We start from the raw sequence: 19,789 nt of genomic DNA, 5'->3' as shown, positions 1-19,789 counted from the left end.
TCGACAAGAGGACGGAACACCATGACGTAACGGCACACTCAAGTCCTGGTGATCTACGCCGTTGGTGGCTCAGCCGGTATCGCGGTGTACTGGGAACATGTCCTGGAGCACACGAGAGGTTGGCGAGTTGGCGGGTACCAGCCTGCGCACGGTGCGGCACTACCACGACATCGGGCTGCTGGAGGCCCCCGCGCGGGGAACCAACGGTTACAAGCAGTACGGCGTACGTCATCTGGTGCGGCTGCTGAGGATCCGACGACTGACCGAGCTGGGATTCTCGTTGGCCCAGATCGCCACGATGACTGCGTCCGACGACGACACAGCGACGTTGCTGCGCAGTGTGGACGCCCAGCTGGCGGACTCCATCGGCCGGCTGCAGCAGGCTCGTGTGGAGTTGGCCCAGCTCCTTGTCTCACCCGACACCGACCCGAGCACGCCCGCGGGGCTGGTGACTGTCGCCGACGAGGCATCGACCGATGCTGACAGCGCCTTCCTCGTGGTCATCGCGCAAGTGGTGTCAGCCCCGGTGCTGGACGCGTACGTGAGCATGCTTCGGGCCAAGCGCGACGACCCTCTCCTGCGTGAGTTCGAGTCGTTGCGTGCCGATGTCGACGAGGCGACCCTCGATGACCTGGCCGCTCGACTGCTTGCTCACAGGCACGAGTTGTACGTTGCTTATCCGGCGTTGCGGGACCTGACCTCCGAGTCCCCGGTTGGACCTGTGCGCTGTGCCCAAGCCATCTCGGCGGCAGTCGCGGAGCTGTACAACCCAGCACAGTTCGAGGTCCTGCGCCGCTGCACCCGGCTGCAGGAGGCGACCTCACACGCGACGCCCGAGACATCGCCGACCTTGCCCGGCGAACCGCTGTCGCTCAGCGCAGAAAATCAGTCAGCGCGCGGGTGACCGCCTGCGGGTTCTCCTCCGGTAGCCAGTGTCCAGCACCTGGCACCTCCACGGCGCGGCTGACGTTGGGAAGCAGCGGATCGGTTGCCGCGCGCATCGATTTCATAGACCCCTGTGCTGCCATCAGCAGGGTGGGTACTCGTACCGGACCCGATCGCCGGTTGTCCGTCTCGTCCTGACCCAGTGTTCGGTAGAGCTCGAACCCCGCGCGCAGCACCTGAGGACGTTCGTAGGTCCGGGCGAACTCGTTGATCTGCGCGTCGTCGAACGGTGAGGCAGTGGACGTCCCACCGTAGGCTCGACCTCCCTGCGCAACGTAGGGATAGAAGGCCGCCAGGTACTCGCGGACCTCGTCATCGACGAGCAGCTCCGGGATCGCTGCTTGCGAATGGAAGGCCAGATGCCAGCTGAAGGTCGAGTAGTCCTTGGCCGACAGGGTCGGTCCCGGCAGCGGATAGTCCATGTGGACGTAGCGGCTGACAGCGCCGGGGTCCTGCGCGAGGAGCTGGTAGGCGACCCCGGCTCCGAGGTCGTGAGCAGCGAGTCGAACGCCGTGCAGACCTTGTCTGTCCAGCCAGCCGGACAGGTACCTTGCGAGAGTCTTCTTGTCGTACGACGACGGGGCACCCCGAGAGTCACCAAGACCTGGCAGGTCCACCGCGTAGACCGTGAACCGCTGCGCCAGTTCATCCATGATCGGCCGGAAGCCGTACCACGACTGCGGCCAACCATGGAGCAGGACCAGCGGCGGGCCCTCTCCACCTTCGACATGGTGCATTTCGATGTCCTCGACCGGGCTGAAGACGTGCTTGAACGTCCGGTTGAACTGAGTGTCGTTGCGCGTGGCCGAGTCGTAGCCGCCGGCCGCGGTACTAGATACGCCGGTCCTGTCGGCGTCGGCGGTCCCCAGGGAGCAGCCAGTGGTGATCAGGGCCGTCAGCAGGCCCGCTGTCAGGAACGCGGCGACGCCGGAGCGGCGACGTGAAGTGGCTCGTGCTGTTGTCATGTTCTCAACACTCGCGACGGCAGTGCTGGAACCCAAGCTGTGTTGCCGATCTGCATCATGCCGCCCGGCAAGCCACGGGGGCGCGTCGAACCCCCGTACCAACGACGGCGATCAGTGCCGGGGTCTCCGACACACTCCCGCCCTAACCCCGACTTCGTAAGTTGAACAGCTCTCTACGATGCGACTGCGTTCTCGGTGCGGTCCAGGGGAGTGGGGCGGACCGAGTGGGGGGTGATGTGGTGTTGCAGGACCAGGGCGGCCGCCCCCAGCGCCGCGGCCTCGGTGCCGAGGTGAGAGATCTTCACCTGAGTGGGATGGATGGAGCGCAGGAACGAGGTCTGGTCGAGGCCGTCCTGGATCACGCGGGCGTAGATCGCGCCGGCATCGGTGAAGCCGGGGCCGGACAGGTGCACCTCGTCGAGATCCAGGATGTTCGTCAGGGTGACCACGGCGACGGCGAGGTGGGAAGCCGCCTTTTCCAGGAGTTGCCGGCACTGGTCGTGTCCACGGGCGGCGGCTTTCACGATCCGCCGGAAGTCGTTCCTGCCGTCGGCCTGGTCGAGCTGCAGTTCACTGACCAGCTCCGGTAGTCGGCGGGCGGCTCCCACCACAGCTGCGGGACCGGCGTACAGCTCCACGCAGCCGCGTCCGCCGCAGCGGCAGAGCGGGCCGTTCAGATCGAGAGAGGTGTGCCCGATCTCTCCGGCGTTCGAGGACATGCCGTGGAAGACCCGGCCGTCGGTCAGGATGCCGCAGCCGATGCCGTCGGCCATGTAGACGGTCGCCGTCACCGCCTTCTCGTCGGCTGCGCGGCGGCTGGTCCAGTGCTCGCCGAGCGCGGCACAGGTGGCGTCGTTGTCGATCAGAACGGGAAGCCCGCTGAGAGCCTCCAGCCGATCACGCAGGCGCAGGCCCGTCCAGGCCGACGTCGGCTGACTGCCCAGCAGGATGCCTTGCCGGCTGTCCAGCGGTCCGGGGCTCGCGACCCCCAGGCCCACCACCCGCGCTGGGTCCACCTGAAGATCGCGGACCAGCTTCGTGACCTGCCGGCCGATGGTGCGCAGGACGTCCTCGGGTTCGGTGTCGCGCGGTCCGTCGACCGTCAGCCGTCCGACGAGGTGACCGGACAGATCGGTCACCACGAAGGTGAGACGCTCGTAGTCCAGGCAGACGCCGACGGCGTACCGCGAGGCCGAGTTGATCGCGAGCAGGGTGCGTCGCTTGCCGCCGGTGGCCTCGCCGGTCCCCGCTTCGAGGACGAGCCCGTCGCTCATGATCTTGCGGACGATCATCGAAATGGCCGCCGGGGTGAGACCTGACAGCCGGGCCAGCTCGACCCGGCTGACCCGTCCGGCGGCCCGGATGTGATCGAGGATCACGCTCCGGGTGTGATCGGCCGACATCGTCGGCACCCGAGTGTTCATTGGCCTGCTCCTGTCGGATGACGCGGTCAGCGCAGCATCTCATGCCTGAGCTCTTCACTTAAACAATTTACTAAAGTAGGGTCCGGCGCACGGTGCGCCCGTCGTGCCGCCGCCCGACAGGAGGGATCCACCGTGATCTTGCGCAACGCGATGGCGCGCGGAGTGTGCGCCGGCAGTCTTCTTCTGGCGCTCGCGGTCGCGAGCTGCACCGCCCCACCGGCCACCAACTCAGGCGGTGGTGGTGGGACCGGCACCGGCGACGTCCTTCAGGTGTACGGCGGCGGCAGCGGCCAGTTCGTGGAGAACTACAACCCGTTCTCGCCGACCGTGCTCGGCGGGGTGCAGGGGATGATCTACGAGTCGCTGTTCTACTTCAACGACTTCGCGCCGCTCGGTACCGCGGCGGTCCCCGTGCTCGGCGAGAGCTACGCGTTCAATCCGGACGGCACCGTCCTGACCGTGAAGCTGAAGTCCGGGCTGACCTGGAGCGACGGCAAGCCGCTGACTGCCGAAGACGTCGCCTTCACCTTCACGACCATCCACGACACGCCGGAGCTCGACACCACGGGCAACGCGCCCACGGCCAAGGTGACGGCGGAGAACGAGGTCACGCTGACCTTCACCAAGCCCGCCTTCGCCGAGGGGCCGACCGTGCTCGGCGGAACCTGGATCGTGCCCAAGGCAACCTTCTCCGCGATGAAGAACATCGCCACCGATCCGAACCTCAAGCCGGTCGGCAGCGGCCCGATGAAGCTGAGCACCTTCACCGCGCAGTCGTACCTGTTCGACAAGAGCGAGTCGTTCCGGCAGGCCGGTGACGTCAAGGTCCCGGGGATGCGGATGTACTCGCTGTCGGGCAACCAGGCCGCCACCGACAAGATGCTCAAGGGCGAGCTCGACTGGGCCGGTATCTTCATTCCGGACGTCGACAAGGTGCTCAAGCCGTTCCCGAAGATCACTTACAGCCCTTCCGGCAGCCAGCAGGTCGTCCTGACCACCTGCTCCAACGCCAAGCTCGGGTGCACCGGGCCGCAGACCAGTCCGGTCGTGCGGCAGGCGATCTCGGCCGCCATCGATCGCGAGCAGGTCAACAAGCTCGCGTACTACGGCCGCGGCAAGCAGGTCTCGCCGACCTTCGGTCTGATCGGCCGCGACGACAAGCTGATCTCCAGTCAGTTCACGCCCCTGCCGATGACCCCGGATGCCGCCAAGGCGAAGTCGCTGCTGGAGGCCGACGGCTGGAGTCTGGGGGCTGACGGCATCTATGCCAAGGGCGGCCAGCGGCTGAGCATCGACGTCATGGTGACGGCGGGCTACACCGACTACATCGCGGCGCTCGATGTCATGAAGCAGCAGGTGCAGAAGGCCGGGATCGAGTTCAAGCCGCAGCAGCAGGCCAACGCCGAGGTACTCAGCGCGCGGGGTCTGGGAAAGTTCCAGGTGACCGTCGACGGTGTCTTCCAGGGACCGGTCGCCGATCTCTACTACCCGTACAACACGATCTTCAACTCCAAGCAGGCCACGCCGGTCGGTAAGTCCGGCAACCCGTACGGCAACGTGGCGAAGTTCTCCGACCCCGAGGTCGATGCTGCGATCAAGGCCGCCGGCGGGACGCAGGACGTCGCCGAGAAGGCCGCGCAGTACGCGAAGATCCAGGCGAAGGTCGTGCCGGACCTGCCGTACGTGCCCATCGTCGACAACCCCAGTTTCGGCTTGCACAGCTCCGCCAAGTACACCGGCTGGCCCAGCGAGCAGGACGCCTACGCCCACGGCAGCCCTGGTGGGGCCGGCGCAGCGCAGACACTCCTGCGGCTGCAGCCGGTGAAGTGAACCGTGCAGATCGTCAGGAAGCTCGTCTTCTACCTGGTCGCGTTGTTCGTCGCGGTCACTCTCAACTTCGCCATTCCCCGCCTGCTGCCAGGTAATCCGGTCGATATCCTGCTGGGCAAACTGGCCATCCAGGGCCCCGTCGCGCCGGAGACCCGGCGCTCTCTGGAACTGCTGTTCGGTGCCGACTCGTCGGTGTCGCTGTGGCGGCAGTACGTCGACTACCTGCACAGTCTGGGCAGCGGCGATCTCGGGGTTTCGGTCACCTACTTCCCGACGCCGGTGGTGACCGTGATCGGGTCGGCACTGCCCTGGACCCTGGCGCTGGTCGGGCTGACCACGGTCATCACCTTCGCGGTCGGGATGGTGCTCGGCACCATCGCGGGGTGGCGCCGCGGCACCTGGGTCGACTCGCTCATCCCGTCGACCACGGTGCTCAACTCGTTGCCGTACTTCTGGCTCGCGCTGGTCCTGGTCTATCTGCTGTCCGTCACCGCCGGGGTGTTCCCGCTCGGTGGTGGGTACGACGTCCGCAGTACGACCCCGGGGCTGTCCTGGGCCTTCGTCGGCAGCGCTCTGTACCACGGGTTCCTGCCCGCGCTGACGATCGTGATCAGTTCGATCGGGGCGTGGATCCTGGGCATGCGCAACATGATGGTCTCCACGCTGTCGGAGGACTACGTCATCACGGCCGAGGCCAAGGGCCTGAGTCCGCTGCGGATCATGATCACGTACGCCGCCCGGAACGCGGCGCTGCCCTCGCTGGCCGGCTTCGCCATCTCGCTGGGGTTCGTCGTGGCCGGCTCGGTGGTGATGGAGCAGGTGTTCTCCTACCCGGGGATCGGCAACGCGTTCCTGCTCGCCGTACAGAACAACGACTACGCCCTGATGCAGGGGCTGTTCCTGGTGATCACCATCGCGGTGCTGGGCGCCAACCTGATCGTCGATCTGCTGTACCAGTTCATCGATCCGCGGACCCGCGCGCGGGCGGAGTGAGGAGGCGCTGATGATTCCCGAAACGATGACGGCGGCGGCCGACCGCCAGCCCGACGGGGCCGTGGACGGCTCAGCGGTGGGATCGCCGGGTCCGTCGACGGCGACCAACGGATTCGCCTGGCGGAGGTTGCTGACGGCAAAGTTCGTGATCGGCTCCGCGATCGTCGTGGCCACGGTGCTCTTCGGGGTGATCGCGCCGCTGTTCGTCCAGGATCCGCGCGCGATCGACGACGTCGGGCTGAGCGCGCCGAGCGCGGAGCACTTGCTCGGTACGACGCAGATCGGTCAGGACGTGTTCGCCCAGCTCGCCTACTCGACCCGTGGGTCGCTGGTGATCGGTGTCGCGGTGGCGTTGATGGTGCTCGTTCTGTCCGCTGTCGTGGGTATTCTCGGCGCCTACCTCGGCGGTGTGGTCGACGAGGTGTGCTCACTGCTGTCGAACGTGATGCTGGTCATCCCGGGTCTGCCCCTGGTGATCGTGATTGCCAGCTACGTGCAGAACAAGTCCGTCGTGCTCATCATCCTGGTGCTCGGGCTGACCGGGTGGGCCGCCGGTGCCCGCGTTCTCAGGGCGCAGACCCTGTCCCTGCGCAACCGCGACTACGTGCTGGCCAGCCGGGTCGCCGGCGAACGCCCGTGGCGGGTGATCGGTGTGGAGATCCTGCCCAACCTGCTGCCGGTGATGTCGTCGGGCTTCGTGTTCGGCATCGTCGGCGCGATCCTCGCCGAGGCCGGGCTGTCGTTCGTGGGCATCGGCGCGACGGGTTCGCTGACCTGGGGCACGATGCTGGCGAACGCCGGCAACGGGCAGGCCCTGTTGTTCGGTGCCTGGTGGTGGTTCGCGCCGCCGGGGCTGATGATCGCGGCGCTGGGGGCGGGACTGTCCCTGATCAACTTCAGTCTCGACGAGATCATCAATCCCAAGCTGCGCGTCCATCGGGCGCCGCGCGGACGCCGTACGGAACGAACGGAGGCCGGCGCGTGACCACCGCATCGGACGGCGTACTGCTGGAGGTCAAGGGACTGGTCGTCGACTACGAGGGGCGTGAGGTCGTGCACGCCGTCAAGGAGGTCGACCTCGAGTTGCGGCGGGGCGAGATCCTCGGACTGGCCGGGGAGAGTGGCTGTGGCAAGTCGACGCTCGCGTACGGCGTGACGCAACTGCTTCGTCCACCGGCGGTCATCACGGCGGGCAGTGTCGTCTTCCACGACGAGGTCGAGGGACCCATCGACGTGCTGTCACTGGCCGGCAAACCGCTGCGGTCGTTCCGCTGGAGCAAGGTCGCGATGGTGTTCCAGGGAGCCATGAACTCGCTCAACCCGGTGATCTCGATCCGGGCGCAGCTCGACGACGTCTTCACCACCCATCGCCCGGGACTGAACAAACAAGGCCGGCGGGCTCGTGCGACCGAGCTCCTCAGGCTGGTCGGGGTTCCGGCGGACCGGCTGGACGGGTACGCCCACGAGCTGTCCGGCGGGATGCGGCAGCGGGTGATGATCGCGATGGCGCTGGCGCTCGATCCGCAACTGGTGATCATGGACGAGCCGACGACCGCGCTCGACGTGGTCGTGCAACGCGAGATCATCGCCGAGATCACGCGGCTTCGCGAGGAACTGGGGTTCGCGGTCGTCTTCATCACCCACGACCTCCCGTTGCTGCTGGAGATCAGTGACCGGATCGCGGTGATGCGGGCCGGTGAGATTCTCGAGCTGGCGACCCCCGAGGAGCTGTACTTCGCGGCCCGGCACCCGTACAGCCGGCAACTGCTCGCGTCGTTTCCCAGCCTGACCGGCGGAGCGGGATCGCTCGACCGTTCCGGAGGGCCGGCGGCGCCGGCTGTCGAGAGGAGCCCGTCATGACGACCCTGTCCGCCGTCGATCTCGGCAAGGACTTCAGGTTGCACCACGGCCTGCAGCGCACGACCGTGCACGCGGTGCGGAACGTCAGTTTCGAGCTCCTGCCGGGCCGCACGGTGGCCTTGGTCGGCCAGAGCGGCAGCGGCAAATCGACGGTCGCCCGGATGCTGGCCCAGCTGGAGAAGCCGACCTCGGGACGGATTCTGCTGGACGGGGAGCCGATCTCGCGCCGGCGGGCCGGGGCCCGGGCCTATCGGCGTACCGTCCAGATGGTGTTCCAGGATCCCTTCGCCTCGCTGAACCCGTTCCACTCCGTCGGTCACCACCTGCGCCGGCCGCTGCTGCTGCACGGCAAAGCCTCCGGTACCGAAGACACCCGGGCGAAGGTGATCGAACTGCTGGAGCGGGTGCAGTTGACACCAGGCGCGGATTTCGTCGAACGGCGACCGCACGAACTGTCCGGCGGACAGCGCCAGCGGGTGGCGATCGCCCGCGCGCTCGCACCCTCGCCGAGCATCCTGATCGCCGACGAGCCGGTGTCGATGCTGGACGTCTCGGTCCGGCTGGGCGTCCTCGAGCTCCTCGCCCGGCTGCAGCGGGAGGAGCAGCTCGCGGTGCTGTACATCACGCACGACCTGGCGACCGCACGCCACTTCTCCGACGAGATCATGGTGATGTTCGACGGCGAGGTGGTGGAGGCGGGGCTCCCGGACGACGTGATCTTCCGGCCCCAGGCCGCGTTCACCCGATCGCTGGCCGCCGCCGCCCCGGATCCGGCCCGGCATCCGCGGTTCGTCGAGGCCGCGACTCGGTACGCGAACAGCAAGGAGCGACAGTGAGCACTGTGGGTTTCGTCTTCGTCCGGCAGGTCGGGGCGCCGCGCTTCGAGGCGTTCTTCAACGAGATCCTCAGCGGGCTGGAAGCCGTTCTGGTGCCGGCCGGGACCGAGCTGCTCGTTCAGACCGTCGAGGACACCGCGCAGGAACTGGCGGTGTACCACCATTGGCACACGACCGGAGTGGTCGAGGCCGTCGTACTCAAGGACATTCGCGACGACGACGACCGCATTCACCAACTGACCGAGCTCGGCCTGCCCTTCGTCCTGCTCGCGGACGTCACGCAAACGGGGGAGTACGCCGCTCTGCGCAGCGACAACGCGCAGGCGATGCGTGACTCGGTGGCGTTCTTCGCGCGACGCGGTCACCGCGTCGTCGCCCGGGTCAGCGGACCGGCGAGCCTGGTGCACTCGCAGATCCGGACCGAGGCCGGCCGGGAGGAAGCCGCCCGGACCGAGCTGCGGATCACTGTTGCCGAAGGCGACTACTCGACCCAGAGCGGGTACGACGCGACCGAGGAACTGCTCGCGCTCACGCCGAGGCCCACCGCGATCGTCTACGACAACGATCTGATGGCGCTCGGTGGGCTGGAGGCCGCAACCCAAGCCGGTGTCGCCGTGCCGGACGATCTGTCGATCCTTGCGTGGGACGACTCGGTGGCCTGTCAGTTGGTGGTCCCGACGGTGTCCGCGCTCAGCCATGACGTCCAGGAGATGGGCGAGCAGTTGGGCCAGGCACTGCTGGCCCTCACGCAGGACCACCGCGCGCTGTCGTTACAGGCGTCTCAGCCGGTCATCGTCGAGCGGGAGTCGACGGCCGGTCCGGAGGCCATGCCGAAGGATGCAGCCGATCGTGCCCTGGACACGGCCGGCTGACGCTGTCGAAGGAATCGCCGCTGTCCGACCTGTGAGGAGAAGTCATGTCCGACGATGCGAGAGATAGGGCCAGCGGAGATCGCGGCCGGCGGTCGGGACCGCAACGCGCGCCCAGCCGGCGACAACTCCTGGTCGGCGCCGGCACGGCCGCGGGTGTCGCCGCCGTCTCGGCGACAGGCGCTCTGCCGGCTGCCGCCGACTCCGCGGCCTCCCCTTGGCCGCGACAGGAGTTCGTCACGGTCCGCGGAGGTGAGTTCTGGCTGAGCCGCCGCCGCTGGCGGTGGACCGGTACGAACTGCTACTACCTGCACAACAAGTCCCACTACATGATCGACAGCATGCTCAACAACGCCAAGGCGATGTCGCTGGAGGTGGTCCGGGCGTGGGCCTTCTTCGACGGAGAGGGCGAGGGAGCGCTGCAACCGGCGCCGTACGAGTACGACGACGACGCCTTCGACGCACTGGACTACACGATCTACAAAGCCGGTCAGCTCGGTCTGAGGCTCGTGCTGCCCCTGGTGAACAACTGGCCGGACTACGGCGGTATGCGTCAGTACGTCGACTGGTTCCTCGCGTTGCCGGACGACAGCTACGGGGCCGCGGTCAACCACGACCGCTTCTACACCGATGACGACATCCGCCGGTGCTTCCTCGGCTGGGTGCGCCACGTGATCGAGCGCCGCAACCCCTACACTGGACGGCGCTATCGCGACGAGCCGGCGATCATGACCTGGGAGCTCGCGAACGAGCCACGGAACCGGTCGGATCCCACCGGGCACGGCGTGCTGCGCTGGGCGTCCGACGTGAGTCGCGCGGTCAAGCGACTCGCGCCCCGGCAACTGGTTGCCGTCGGCGACGAAGGGATGGGCTTGCGTCCGAACGACCCGGACTATCCGTACAGCACCTACGAGGGGAACCGCTGGCTCGAACTGTCGGCGCTGCCGGCGATCGACTACGCGACCGTCCACCTCTACCCGCAGAGCTGGGGCCGGATCCCCGCCGACGGTGTGGATCCGATCGACTGGGGCCGCCGATGGATCACCGATCACGTACGGCTCGGCCGCGACCGGCTCCGTAAGCCGGTAGTACTGGAGGAGTTCGGCCTGGAGATCGAGGAGAGCAAGGGAGTTCCCGATCTGGCCACCCGCAATCGCGGCTACGACCAATGGCTCACCGATTTCGAAGGTGCCGGCGGCGCCGGCACACAGTTCTGGATCCTGACCGCGTTGACCGATGCGGGCATCCCGTACGACGACTACGACGGTTACCGCGTTCTCTATCCCAGCGACACTGCCGAGCTGATCTCCCGGCACGCCCGCTCCGTCAGCCGTTCCTGAGCCACCTTCAGCTCCTGGAAGGATCACCTTGACCCGTCTGTCACTGCACGCCGAATGGACCCTGCATCCGATCGCCGGCCCGCTGCCGACCGGGCTCCCGTCCGCGGTGCCGGCGACCGTGCCCGGAACGGTTCACACGGACCTCCTGGCGGCCGGCTTGATCCCGGACCCTTACCTGGACCGCAACGAGCACGATCTGCTGTGGATCGGCGAGTCGGACTTCGCCTACCGCCGGACCGTCCAGATCGATGCCCTGGGCCCCGACGAGCGGTTGGACCTGGTGGCCGAGGGCCTGGACACGTTCGCCACCGTGCTGGTCAACGGCCGGCGGGCCGGAGCGTTTCGTAATCAGCACCGGTCGTACCGGATCGACCTGCGGAGCCTCGTGCACCCTGGTGCCAACGAGGTGGGGATCGAGTTCGCCTCGGCACTGCGCAGCGCACGGGAAGCCGAGGCCCGGCTCGGCGCTCGCCCGTACGTCGGAAACGCGCTGCCGTACAACGCCGTCCGCAAGATGGCCTGCAACTTCGGCTGGGACTGGGGACCGGTCGTGGTGACGGCCGGGATCTGGCGACCGTTGTGGTTGCACCGCTGGAGCGGCGCCCGGATCGCCGAGGTCCTGCCGCAGGTCACGGTCGATGCCGAGGGCAACGGCGTCGTCAGGTGCCGGGTCGAGCTCGAGCGCACCGATCACGCTCGGGTCGAGTTGAGGGTCAGGGTCGTCGGGCAGGATCCCGGCACCGGACAGACCTCGCTCGGCAGTGCTCACGCCGAGACAAGCTTGACCGTCACCACGACCGACGCCGAAGTACGGCTCGACGTGCCGGACGTGGAGTTGTGGTGGCCGCGAGGCCACGGCGCGCAGCCGTTGTACCAGCTGGAGGTCGATCTGCTGCGGGACGGCGAGCGACTCGATTCCTGGTCCCGTTCGATCGGCTTCCGGACCGTCGAGGTCCGCGTCGAGCCGGACGAGTTCGGGACCTGCTGGGAGTTCGTGGTCAACGGGCGCCGGATCTTCGTCAAGGGTGCGAACTGGATCCCGGGCGACTGTTTCCTGCCCCGGTTCGGCCGGCCGCAGTACCAGGCGAGGATCCAGGACGCGATCGACGCCGGGTTCAACCTGCTCCGGGTCTGGGGCGGCGGGATCTACGAGGACGACGACTTCTACGACCTGTGCAACCGGGAAGGACTGCTGGTCTGGCAGGACTTCCCGTTCGCGTGCGCGGCGTACGCCGAGGCGCCGGAGCTGTGGTCGGAGGTCGAGGCGGAGGCCCGCGAGAACGTCGTACGGCTGGCTCCGAATCCGTCGCTCGTGGTGTGGAACGGCAGCAACGAGAACATCGAAGGCTTCTACCACTGGGGCTGGCGTGAGCGACTCGGTCCGGACACGGACTGGGGGCTCGGGTACTACGAGAAGCTGCTGCCAGGCCTTCTCGCCGAGCTCGACCCCGGCCGGGCCTACCTGCCCTCCAGCCCGTGGAGTCCGGGCAGACCGGACGATCCACGCAATCCGGATCACGGTCCGGTGCACAGCTGGGAGGTGTGGAATCGCCAGGACTACCGCGCCTACCGCGACGACACCCCGCGGTTCGTCGCGGAGTTCGGCTTCCAGGGGCCGCCCAACTGGGCGACGCTGACCGAGGCCGTGCATGATCAGCCCCTGCGACCGGATTCTCCGGGCGTGGTCTCGCATCAGAAGGCCGACGACGGCAACGGCAAGCTGCTGCGAGGTCTGGGCGACCATCTACCCGTTCCGGACCTCATGGAGCACTGGCACTTCGCCACCCAGTTGAACCAGGCGCGAGCGATCACGTACGGCGTTGAGCACTTCCGGTCCCATGCTCCGCGAACCAGCGGATACGTGATCTGGCAGCTCAACGACTGCTGGCCGGTGACGAGCTGGTCCGCGGTGGACAGCGCTGGAAGGCGCAAACCGCTGTGGTACGCGCTGCGGGCGCTGAACGCCGAGCGCCTGCTGTCCTTCCAGCCGCGACCGGACGGGCTGAGCCTGATCGTGTCCAACGACACCGCCGAGGAGTGGGCGGCTCGGCTGCGGTTGTGGCGGGCAGGATTCGACGGAACCACGCAGGAGGACCAGTACGTCGACGTGGTGGTGCCGGCGTTCGGCAGCAGGACGGTTCTCCTGGACAACCTTCTGACCAAAGTCGAGCGCCCGGAGTCGGCACTGTTGCTGGCTTCGGCCGACGGCGTCCGCCGGGCCCTGTGGTACTTCGGCGAGGACCCAGGACTCGACCTGCGCGAGCCGGTACTCGAGGTCGCGGTCCGTCCGACGCCGGCCGGCGTCGTGCTCGAGGTGACGGCCGGCACCTTCGTGAAAGACCTGGTCGTCAACGCGGACCGCCTGCATCCCGGCGCTCGCGTCGACGACAACTTGATCACTCTGCTGCCGGGCGAGCGGCACTCCTTCGTCCTCACCCTGCCGGACGCGGTGCGGCTGCCGCCGCGCGACCGATGGGACCCGTTCGCCCTGCTCACCGCGAACCACTTGATCCAGGCCCAGCTGAACCGCTGAGGCTGTCACTCACGCCACGGATTCCCGGAGGACTCGTGCCCACCTTTTTCGACATCCGCGACCACGGCGCGGTCGGTGACGGCGTCAGCAACGACGCGAAAGCCATCCAGGCCGCCATCGACGAGTGCACGACGCGCGGGGGCGGTACGGTCGTCGTACCCGCTGGTGCGGTGTATCTGGCCGGTTCGATCGTGCTCAGATCCAACGTCGAGCTGCACGTCGAACGCGGCGCCACGCTGCAGTGCAGCGGCGACTGGACCGACATCACCGAACGATCGACCGTCAGCGCGCTGTCCGGCGGCGTCATCACTCCAGAGACTGTGGAAAGCGGCCAGTTCATCACCGCGCACGGAGCCGAGAACGTCGCCATCACCGGTGCCGGCACGATCGACGGCGGCGGTCGCCACTACGTGCTGGAGAACCTCGGCCCGATCTACCGGATGCCCAACGCCCGGCCGTTCACGGTCTTCCTGATCGGCTGTACGGACGTGACCATCACCGACACGCTGTTCCGCGACGCCGCGTTGTGGACCGTACGGCTCACCGGCTGCGAGAGCGTGCTGATCCGCGGGATCCGGATCCGCAACGACATGCTGCTGCCGAACGCCGACGGCATCGACCTCGACCACTGCCGGCGGGTCCGGGTCAGTGACTGCGACATCCGGTGTCCGGACGACGCGATCTCGCTGAAGACCTGTGAGGAGTTTCCCGACGCCGGGCCCTGCGAGGACATCACGGTGACCAACTGTGTGCTGGAGTCCCGGTCCAGCGCGCTGGTCATTGGGGTCGACGTCGTGCAGCCGATCCGCAACGTTGTCGTCAGCAACTGTGTGATCCGCGACAGCCATCGCGGACTGTCGGTCAATCTGGGCCAGAAGACGCAGTTCGAGAACATCCTGTTCACCGGCATCGTGGTCGAGACCCGGATCGACGACGACGCCTGGTGGGGCCGGGGTGAACCGATCTACGTGTCCGCGATGCCGTGGCACGACGAGGTCGGGACGGTGCGCAACGTGCGTTTCGTCAACATCCTCGCCCGCAGCGAGAACGGCGCGTACGTCGAAGGGTTCGAGCGCGGACTGATCGAGGGAATTCTGCTGGACAACGTCCGGATCGAGCTGGAGCACCGCGGTGAGCTGGCGGGGGGACGCTACGACCGCCGGCCGTACTCCGGCGCCGGCGAGATCGTCGACCACCCGACGGCCGGCTTCTACGTGAAGAACGCCGACGACGTGACCCTTCGCAACTGCGAGGTGGTGTGGGCAGGAGAGTCACAGCCGTGGCACGGGCCGGCTGTCGAGACCGTGAACGCCGGCGTCGTGGTCGAGGGGTTCCGCGGTGACTCGGCCCGTCCTGGGGAGATCCCGGCAATGGTGAGGAGCTGAAGCATGACGACCCCACGCACACCGGTCACGCCTGGAGCGAGTCCGGCGGCCCAGGAGTTGCTGACGTACCTGTACGAGATCTCCGGGCGGAGGACCTTGACCGGTCAGCACAACACGCCACGGGAGCTGTCGGCGTACAGCGAGCAGGTCACCGAGATCACGGGACGGACCGCCGCGGTCTGGGGCCAGGACTTCGGGTTCTCCGAAGACGGCGACATGGACGGGATCGAGTTCCGCCCGCAGATCGTCCGGGAGGCGATCCGGCAGCATGCTGCGGGCCGAGTGATCACGCTGATGTGGCACGCGGTCCGGCCGACCTCCGAGGAGCCGGTCACCTTCAAGGGCGACATCTGCCGCGGTGCTCTGGAGCAAACGGACTGGGACGCGTTGTTCGTCGAGTCCTCCGAGGTACACGGTCGATGGATCCGGCAGGTCGACGTCATCGCCGCTCTGCTGGCGGAGCTCCGTGATGCCGGTGTCCCGGTGCTCTGGCGGCCGTACCACGAGCTCAACGGCGACTGGTTCTGGTGGTGCGGCCGACCGGGTCCGGGTGGGCACGCACGGCTGTACCGGATGATGTTCGAGAGGTTCACCCAGGTCCACCAGCTGACCAACCTGGTCTGGGTCTGGAACGCCAGTCCACCGAACAGCGACAACGTGCAGCCGTACGCCGACTTCTATCCCGGCCACGACGTGGTCGACGTCCTGGCCACCGATGTCTACAACAACGGCTACGGCCAGGACCACTACGAGGAGCTGCTCACCGTCGCCGACGGACGGCCGGTCGCGCTGGGCGAGGTCGGTGTGATGCCGACTCCCGAGCTCCTCGAAGCGCAGCCGCAGTGGGTCTGGTTCATGACCTGGACGAACTTCCTGACCAACGCCAACACTCCTGAAGCTGTCCGCGAGCTGTACGCCGGCGCTCGGACCCGGACCGAACCACGGTCTGCGATGTGATGGTGCGAGGGTCAGAGGGGCGTGCGAAACGTGCCGTCAGTGGCGAGCTCGAGCAGCAGGCGGCGAGCAGCCAGGATGCTCGCTTCGTCCTCCTCGCCGTACAGGACCGCGGCGGCGACCCCCTCGGCGGCTCGGCGCACGATCTGGATGCGCTCGGTGCTGAGTCCGTCCAAGGCGAACTGCTCGCTCCACCACACATTGTGCTTCTCCACGACGGTGGCCACCGCCGGGATCGTGTACAGACCGCTCCAGTTCGGCGCTGACGTGACGTCGCGCGCGTCCAAGGCGTCGGCACTTCCTGCGCAGAGTGCGCGAACGTAGGCACGCAGCATCTTGCCGGGGTAGTTCTCCGACAGGTCGAGATGGCTGAGCACCGACTCGCGGAAGCGTTCGTACGCGTCCTCCACCACGGCGATCACCAGTTGATCCCGATTGCCGAAGTGGTGGATCAGACCGCTCTTGGAGATGCCGGCGACCGAGGCCACCTGAGCCAGGGTGACCGCGGCGCCTCTTTCCAGGATCACCTGGGTGGCTGCATCGAGCGCCGCGCGCCGCGTGCGTTCGGTGTTCCGCGTTTGTCGCCCCTCAGCCATAACATCACCCGTCGGACGTCGAGATTGCCGGTCAATTGGTCGCTGTCACCGTACCGGCGAGCGGCACGGCTCGTGGTCAGTGCCGGGGTTCGTGCTCGGGTTCTTGCGCGTGGTCCGCCGCGAGATCTTGGTTGGCGGCGGCGCCCCGGAGGGTGACGAGGGCCCAGAGCGCGGCGAGGACCATGATCCCGGCACCGGCGATGCCGGTGACGGTGATCGCTTCGGTGAACGCGCCCTCGGCGATCCTGAGGATGGACGCTCCCGTGCTGCCGCCGACCTCGCCGGCCACCAGCAGAGCTTCGGCCATCGTCGACGACGCCCGCTCGGCCAGGGCCGCCGGGAGCTGAAGCGCATCGGTGTCGGCGCTGACGCCCTTGGTGTACCAGGCGACCAGCACCCCACCCAGCACCGCCGTACCGAGCGTCGTACCGAGCTCGTACGCGGTCTCCGAAGTCGCGGCGGCCTGCCCGGCCCGCTCGGGCTTGACGGAACTCATGATGATGTCGTTGCTCAGCCCCAGGCCCATGCCCGCGCCCAGCGAGACCAGCGCGAGGGAGGTGGCGGTCAGCGCGGGGCTCGAGGTCGGCGTCAGGAAGATGGTCAGCAGGAAGCCGGTGGCGGCGATCAGGAGCCCGGCGGTGATGACGTACGCGGGGAGGATGCGCCGGACCAGGCTCGCCGCGACGAATCCGGCGGTCGCGGCAACGATTGCCTGGGGCAACAGCCACAGGGAGGCCTGGAGCGGGCCGAGACCGAGGACGAGCTGGAGATGCTGGACGAGCGCCACCAGCGCGCCGACCATCGCGAAGATCGACAGCAGATCCGCGATGACGGCTCCGCGGAAGTAGCGCACCTTGAACAGCCTGACCTCCATCAGCGGGGTGGGGAGCCTCAGCTGCCGCCTGATGAATGCAGCGACCGCGGTCACGCCGACGACGAGAGCAGCGATCCCCAGAGCGGTGTCCTTGCCGCCGGTGAGGGACTTGATCGCGTAGACCACGCCGATCATGCCGACCAGGGAGAGGACGACGCTGAGGAGGTCGATCCGGTGCAGCTCGGGATTCCGGCTCTCGGGCAGCAGGAACGGGCCGAGCAGGAGCAGGAGCAGCATGACCGGGATGTTCATCAGGAACGCGGCCTGCCAGCTGAACGTCTCGATGACCCAGCCGCCGACGATGGGTCCGACCGCGGCTCCTACCGAAGCCATCGCGCCCCACACGGCCATCGCGTAGCGACGCTGCTGGCGATCGAGGAACATGTTGCGCACCAGCGACAACGTCGACGGCATCATGATCGCACCACCCACGCCGAGGAGCGCGCGAGCGCCGATCAGCATCCAGGGCTCGGTGGCCAGCGCGCCGGCCGCGGAGGCGATCGCGAAGACGACCGAGCCGATGAGCAGGTTACGCCGGCGACCGAACCGGTCACCCACGGCGCTCATCGCCACCAGCAGCCCGGCCAGAACGAGTGAGTAGACGTCGACCATCCACAACTGCTCGACACCGGTAGGACTCAGCTCGCCGGAGATCGCCGGCAAACCCAGGATCAGGACCGTGCCGTCGATCGTGATCAGAAGCAGGGGAAGGACCAGTACGGCGAGACCGATCCAGCTCGCGGCGGTGGCCTTGGGAGCGGTGTCGTTCATGAAAAGTCCTCGTCGAAGGTCAGCGGGTCGGTGGTCATGGCGCCATAGTAAAGACCATTTGGTCGGTTATAAAGTATGAAAGGTCTGCAGTGAGGAACAGTTGGTCGGCTTCGGATGCTACGGCGCCTAGGCGACGAGGGGTGGGACGACCTCGTCGTCCTCACCTTGGATGACGAGGAGGGGCACCTGCCGCGCCCGGTCCCCCATCTGGGACCACGCCTGGCGTGCGGTGTGGACCGGTGGTGTCGAGGCGGGGTCGACGCTGAGGGCCCGGGCCCATCGTCGGTGGCGCCGACGTGGCCCGGCACTTCGTGGCCCGGCTGTTCTGGGCCCCCCGTCAATCGTGCTCAACGCTGCCTCCGCGGCCGATCTGTCCGAGGTGTGTGTTCCTGAACGAGTCCGGTAGCTTCAGGCCGTACCCGAGGGCGCGATCGACGCCGACGTGGAAAGCCCACGAACAGGCAAGTACTCCGGCTGTCGTCGACAAGGTCTCGGACGCCGGCTGCAGAGTCAGCGCGGCCACCGCCGCCAACGCGGGGAACGCGTAGTTGTGGACCGCGTTGTACGTCGCGGCACCGGCGGCGGTCGACCGTAGGTAGCCCAGCATCGAGAGGTCGAAGGCGAGAAACGCGGCGAACACAACCCACCACCACGCCGGATACACGGCGACGGCCGCGACGAGGGCGGCGACGGCCACCGCTCCCGCCTCGGCACGCTGGGTGAGGCGAACCTGGCCGGTCATCGACTCAGCCCAGGAACGCGCGCAGCGCCGTGTTGACTTCGGCGGCGTGCGTCCAGAGCAGTCCGTGCGGTGCACCCTCGACCTCGACGTAGGTCGCGTCGGGCAGCAGTTGGCGGAACCGGCGGGCGGTGGCGTCGATAGGGAGGATGTTGTCGGCGGTGCCGTGCAGGATCAGCACCGGCTTCCTGCTGTCGCGGACCGCCTCCACGTCGGCGCGGAAGTCCTCGATCCACGAGGACACCACGGCGTAGGCGGCGACCGGGGCGCTGGAGACGGCGACGTTCCAGCTGGCGGTGACGGCTTCCTGGCTGATCCGCTGACCGAGGTTCTCGTCCAGGTTGTAGAAGTTGGCGAAGAACTGCGAGTACCACGCGTACCGGTCCTCCTTCGCCGCTGCCTCGATGCCGTCGAAGACCTCCTGCGGCACTCCGTCGGGGTTGTCGTCACGGACCGGGAGGAAGGGCTCCAGCGAGGCAAGGAACGCCAGTTTCGCGACACGCTCGTGGCCGTGTCGCGAGACGTAGCGAGCGAGCTCGCCCGTGCCCATCGAGAAGCCGATGAGGACGACGTCGCGGAGGTCGAGGGTCTCCAGGAGGGTCTGCAGGTCGGCGGCGAACGTGTCGTAGTCGTAGCCGGACCCGACCTTCGACGAGTTTCCGAACCCGCGACGGTCGTACGTGATGACCCGATACCCCTCGGCCAGCAGTTCGTGCGTCTGGCGTTCCCAGCTGTGGCCGTTCAGTGGATATCCGTGGATGAGGACGATCGGCTGTCCTGCGCCCTGGTCCTCGTAGTAGAGCTCGATCGCGGTGCTGTTCTCGTGTCCGACGGTGATGTATCCCATGATGGGGTTCCTTTCGTTGGTGTGCGGT

Annotated in this window: 17 protein-coding genes; 11 read left to right on the top strand and 6 right to left on the bottom strand. The window is 67.5% G+C overall.

Annotated elements, in window-relative coordinates:
- Positions 1-97: 97 nt before the first annotated feature.
- Positions 98-904, top strand: a complete 807-nt coding sequence (locus tag HDA39_RS12440; protein ID WP_184795377.1) for a MerR family transcriptional regulator — start codon at positions 98-100, stop codon at positions 902-904.
- On the opposite strand, the gene HDA39_RS12435 is transcribed toward HDA39_RS12440, so the two are convergent.
- Both HDA39_RS12435 and HDA39_RS12430 read right to left on the bottom strand, forming a co-directional pair.
- The gene (locus tag HDA39_RS12435; RefSeq protein ID WP_202892973.1) at positions 873-1,946 is read right to left on the bottom strand and encodes an alpha/beta fold hydrolase; all 1,074 of its coding nucleotides are present in this window, start codon (positions 1,944-1,946) and stop codon (positions 873-875) included. The two genes, HDA39_RS12440 and HDA39_RS12435, sit on opposite strands and share 32 nt — an antisense overlap.
- A 137-nt stretch (positions 1,947-2,083) precedes the next feature.
- Positions 2,084-3,334, bottom strand: a complete 1,251-nt coding sequence (locus tag HDA39_RS12430) for an ROK family transcriptional regulator (RefSeq protein ID WP_184795376.1) — start codon at positions 3,332-3,334, stop codon at positions 2,084-2,086.
- Positions 3,335-3,466: 132 nt separating this feature from the next.
- Here HDA39_RS12430 and HDA39_RS12425 point away from each other — a divergent pair, with 132 nt between their 5' ends.
- From HDA39_RS12425 to HDA39_RS12380, 10 genes are read left to right on the top strand one after another with little or no spacing between them, the layout of a single operon-like run.
- Complete coding sequence (locus HDA39_RS12425) at positions 3,467-5,164, top strand: ABC transporter substrate-binding protein (RefSeq protein WP_184795375.1); 1,698 nt, start codon at positions 3,467-3,469, stop codon at positions 5,162-5,164.
- A 3-nt stretch (positions 5,165-5,167) separates the two neighbouring features.
- The gene (locus HDA39_RS12420) at positions 5,168-6,157 is read left to right on the top strand and encodes an ABC transporter permease subunit (protein WP_184795374.1); all 990 of its coding nucleotides are present in this window, start codon (positions 5,168-5,170) and stop codon (positions 6,155-6,157) included.
- A gap of 10 nt (positions 6,158-6,167) precedes the next feature.
- Positions 6,168-7,142, top strand: a complete 975-nt coding sequence (locus HDA39_RS12415; RefSeq protein ID WP_238356035.1) for an ABC transporter permease — start codon at positions 6,168-6,170, stop codon at positions 7,140-7,142.
- Complete coding sequence (locus HDA39_RS12410) at positions 7,139-8,017, top strand: ATP-binding cassette domain-containing protein (RefSeq protein WP_184795373.1); 879 nt, start codon at positions 7,139-7,141, stop codon at positions 8,015-8,017. The genes HDA39_RS12415 and HDA39_RS12410 overlap by 4 nt, the downstream gene beginning before the upstream one ends.
- Entirely contained in the window at positions 8,014-8,853 is an 840-nt protein-coding gene (locus HDA39_RS12405) for an ABC transporter ATP-binding protein (protein ID WP_184795372.1), read from the top strand. The genes HDA39_RS12410 and HDA39_RS12405 overlap by 4 nt, the downstream gene beginning before the upstream one ends.
- Positions 8,850-9,725 carry a substrate-binding domain-containing protein gene (locus HDA39_RS12400; RefSeq protein WP_184795371.1) on the top strand — a complete coding sequence of 292 codons (876 nt, stop codon included), beginning with the start codon at positions 8,850-8,852 and terminating at the stop codon, positions 9,723-9,725. Before HDA39_RS12405 ends, HDA39_RS12400 begins: the two co-directional genes overlap by 4 nt.
- A 44-nt stretch (positions 9,726-9,769) precedes the next feature.
- A complete protein-coding gene (locus HDA39_RS12395; protein WP_184795370.1) occupies positions 9,770-11,062 on the top strand; it encodes a glycoside hydrolase 5 family protein in 1,293 nt (430 codons plus the stop codon).
- A 28-nt stretch (positions 11,063-11,090) separates the two neighbouring features.
- Entirely contained in the window at positions 11,091-13,595 is a 2,505-nt protein-coding gene (locus HDA39_RS12390) for a glycoside hydrolase family 2 protein (RefSeq protein WP_184795369.1), read from the top strand.
- A 35-nt stretch (positions 13,596-13,630) separates the two neighbouring features.
- Positions 13,631-14,980 carry a glycosyl hydrolase family 28 protein gene (locus HDA39_RS12385; protein ID WP_184795368.1) on the top strand — a complete coding sequence of 450 codons (1,350 nt, stop codon included), beginning with the start codon at positions 13,631-13,633 and terminating at the stop codon, positions 14,978-14,980.
- A gap of 3 nt (positions 14,981-14,983) precedes the next feature.
- Positions 14,984-15,937 carry a glycoside hydrolase family 26 protein gene (locus tag HDA39_RS12380; RefSeq protein WP_184795367.1) on the top strand — a complete coding sequence of 318 codons (954 nt, stop codon included), beginning with the start codon at positions 14,984-14,986 and terminating at the stop codon, positions 15,935-15,937.
- Between the two features lie 11 nt (positions 15,938-15,948).
- Here HDA39_RS12380 and HDA39_RS12375 read toward each other — a convergent pair whose 3' ends face one another.
- From HDA39_RS12375 to HDA39_RS12360, 4 genes are all read right to left on the bottom strand, one after another.
- Positions 15,949-16,530 (bottom strand): TetR/AcrR family transcriptional regulator, encoded by a 582-nt coding sequence (locus HDA39_RS12375; protein WP_184795366.1) that lies wholly within the window; start codon positions 16,528-16,530, stop codon positions 15,949-15,951.
- Positions 16,531-16,606: 76 nt separating this feature from the next.
- On the bottom strand, positions 16,607-18,175 hold the full coding sequence (locus tag HDA39_RS12370) for an MFS transporter (RefSeq protein WP_184795365.1): 1,569 nt from the start codon (positions 18,173-18,175) through the stop codon (positions 16,607-16,609).
- Positions 18,176-18,512: 337 nt separating this feature from the next.
- Positions 18,513-18,917, bottom strand: a complete 405-nt coding sequence (locus HDA39_RS12365; protein WP_184795364.1) for a DUF4260 family protein — start codon at positions 18,915-18,917, stop codon at positions 18,513-18,515.
- A 4-nt stretch (positions 18,918-18,921) separates the two neighbouring features.
- Positions 18,922-19,761 carry an alpha/beta fold hydrolase gene (locus HDA39_RS12360; RefSeq protein ID WP_184795363.1) on the bottom strand — a complete coding sequence of 280 codons (840 nt, stop codon included), beginning with the start codon at positions 19,759-19,761 and terminating at the stop codon, positions 18,922-18,924.
- Between the last annotated feature and the right edge of the window lie 28 nt (positions 19,762-19,789).

It is taken from the genome of Kribbella italica, from assembly GCF_014205135.1.
Taxonomy (GTDB): domain Bacteria; phylum Actinomycetota; class Actinomycetes; order Propionibacteriales; family Kribbellaceae; genus Kribbella; species Kribbella italica.
Note: the sequence above shows the minus strand (reverse complement) of the source record. Positions and strands in the feature narration are given on the sequence as shown.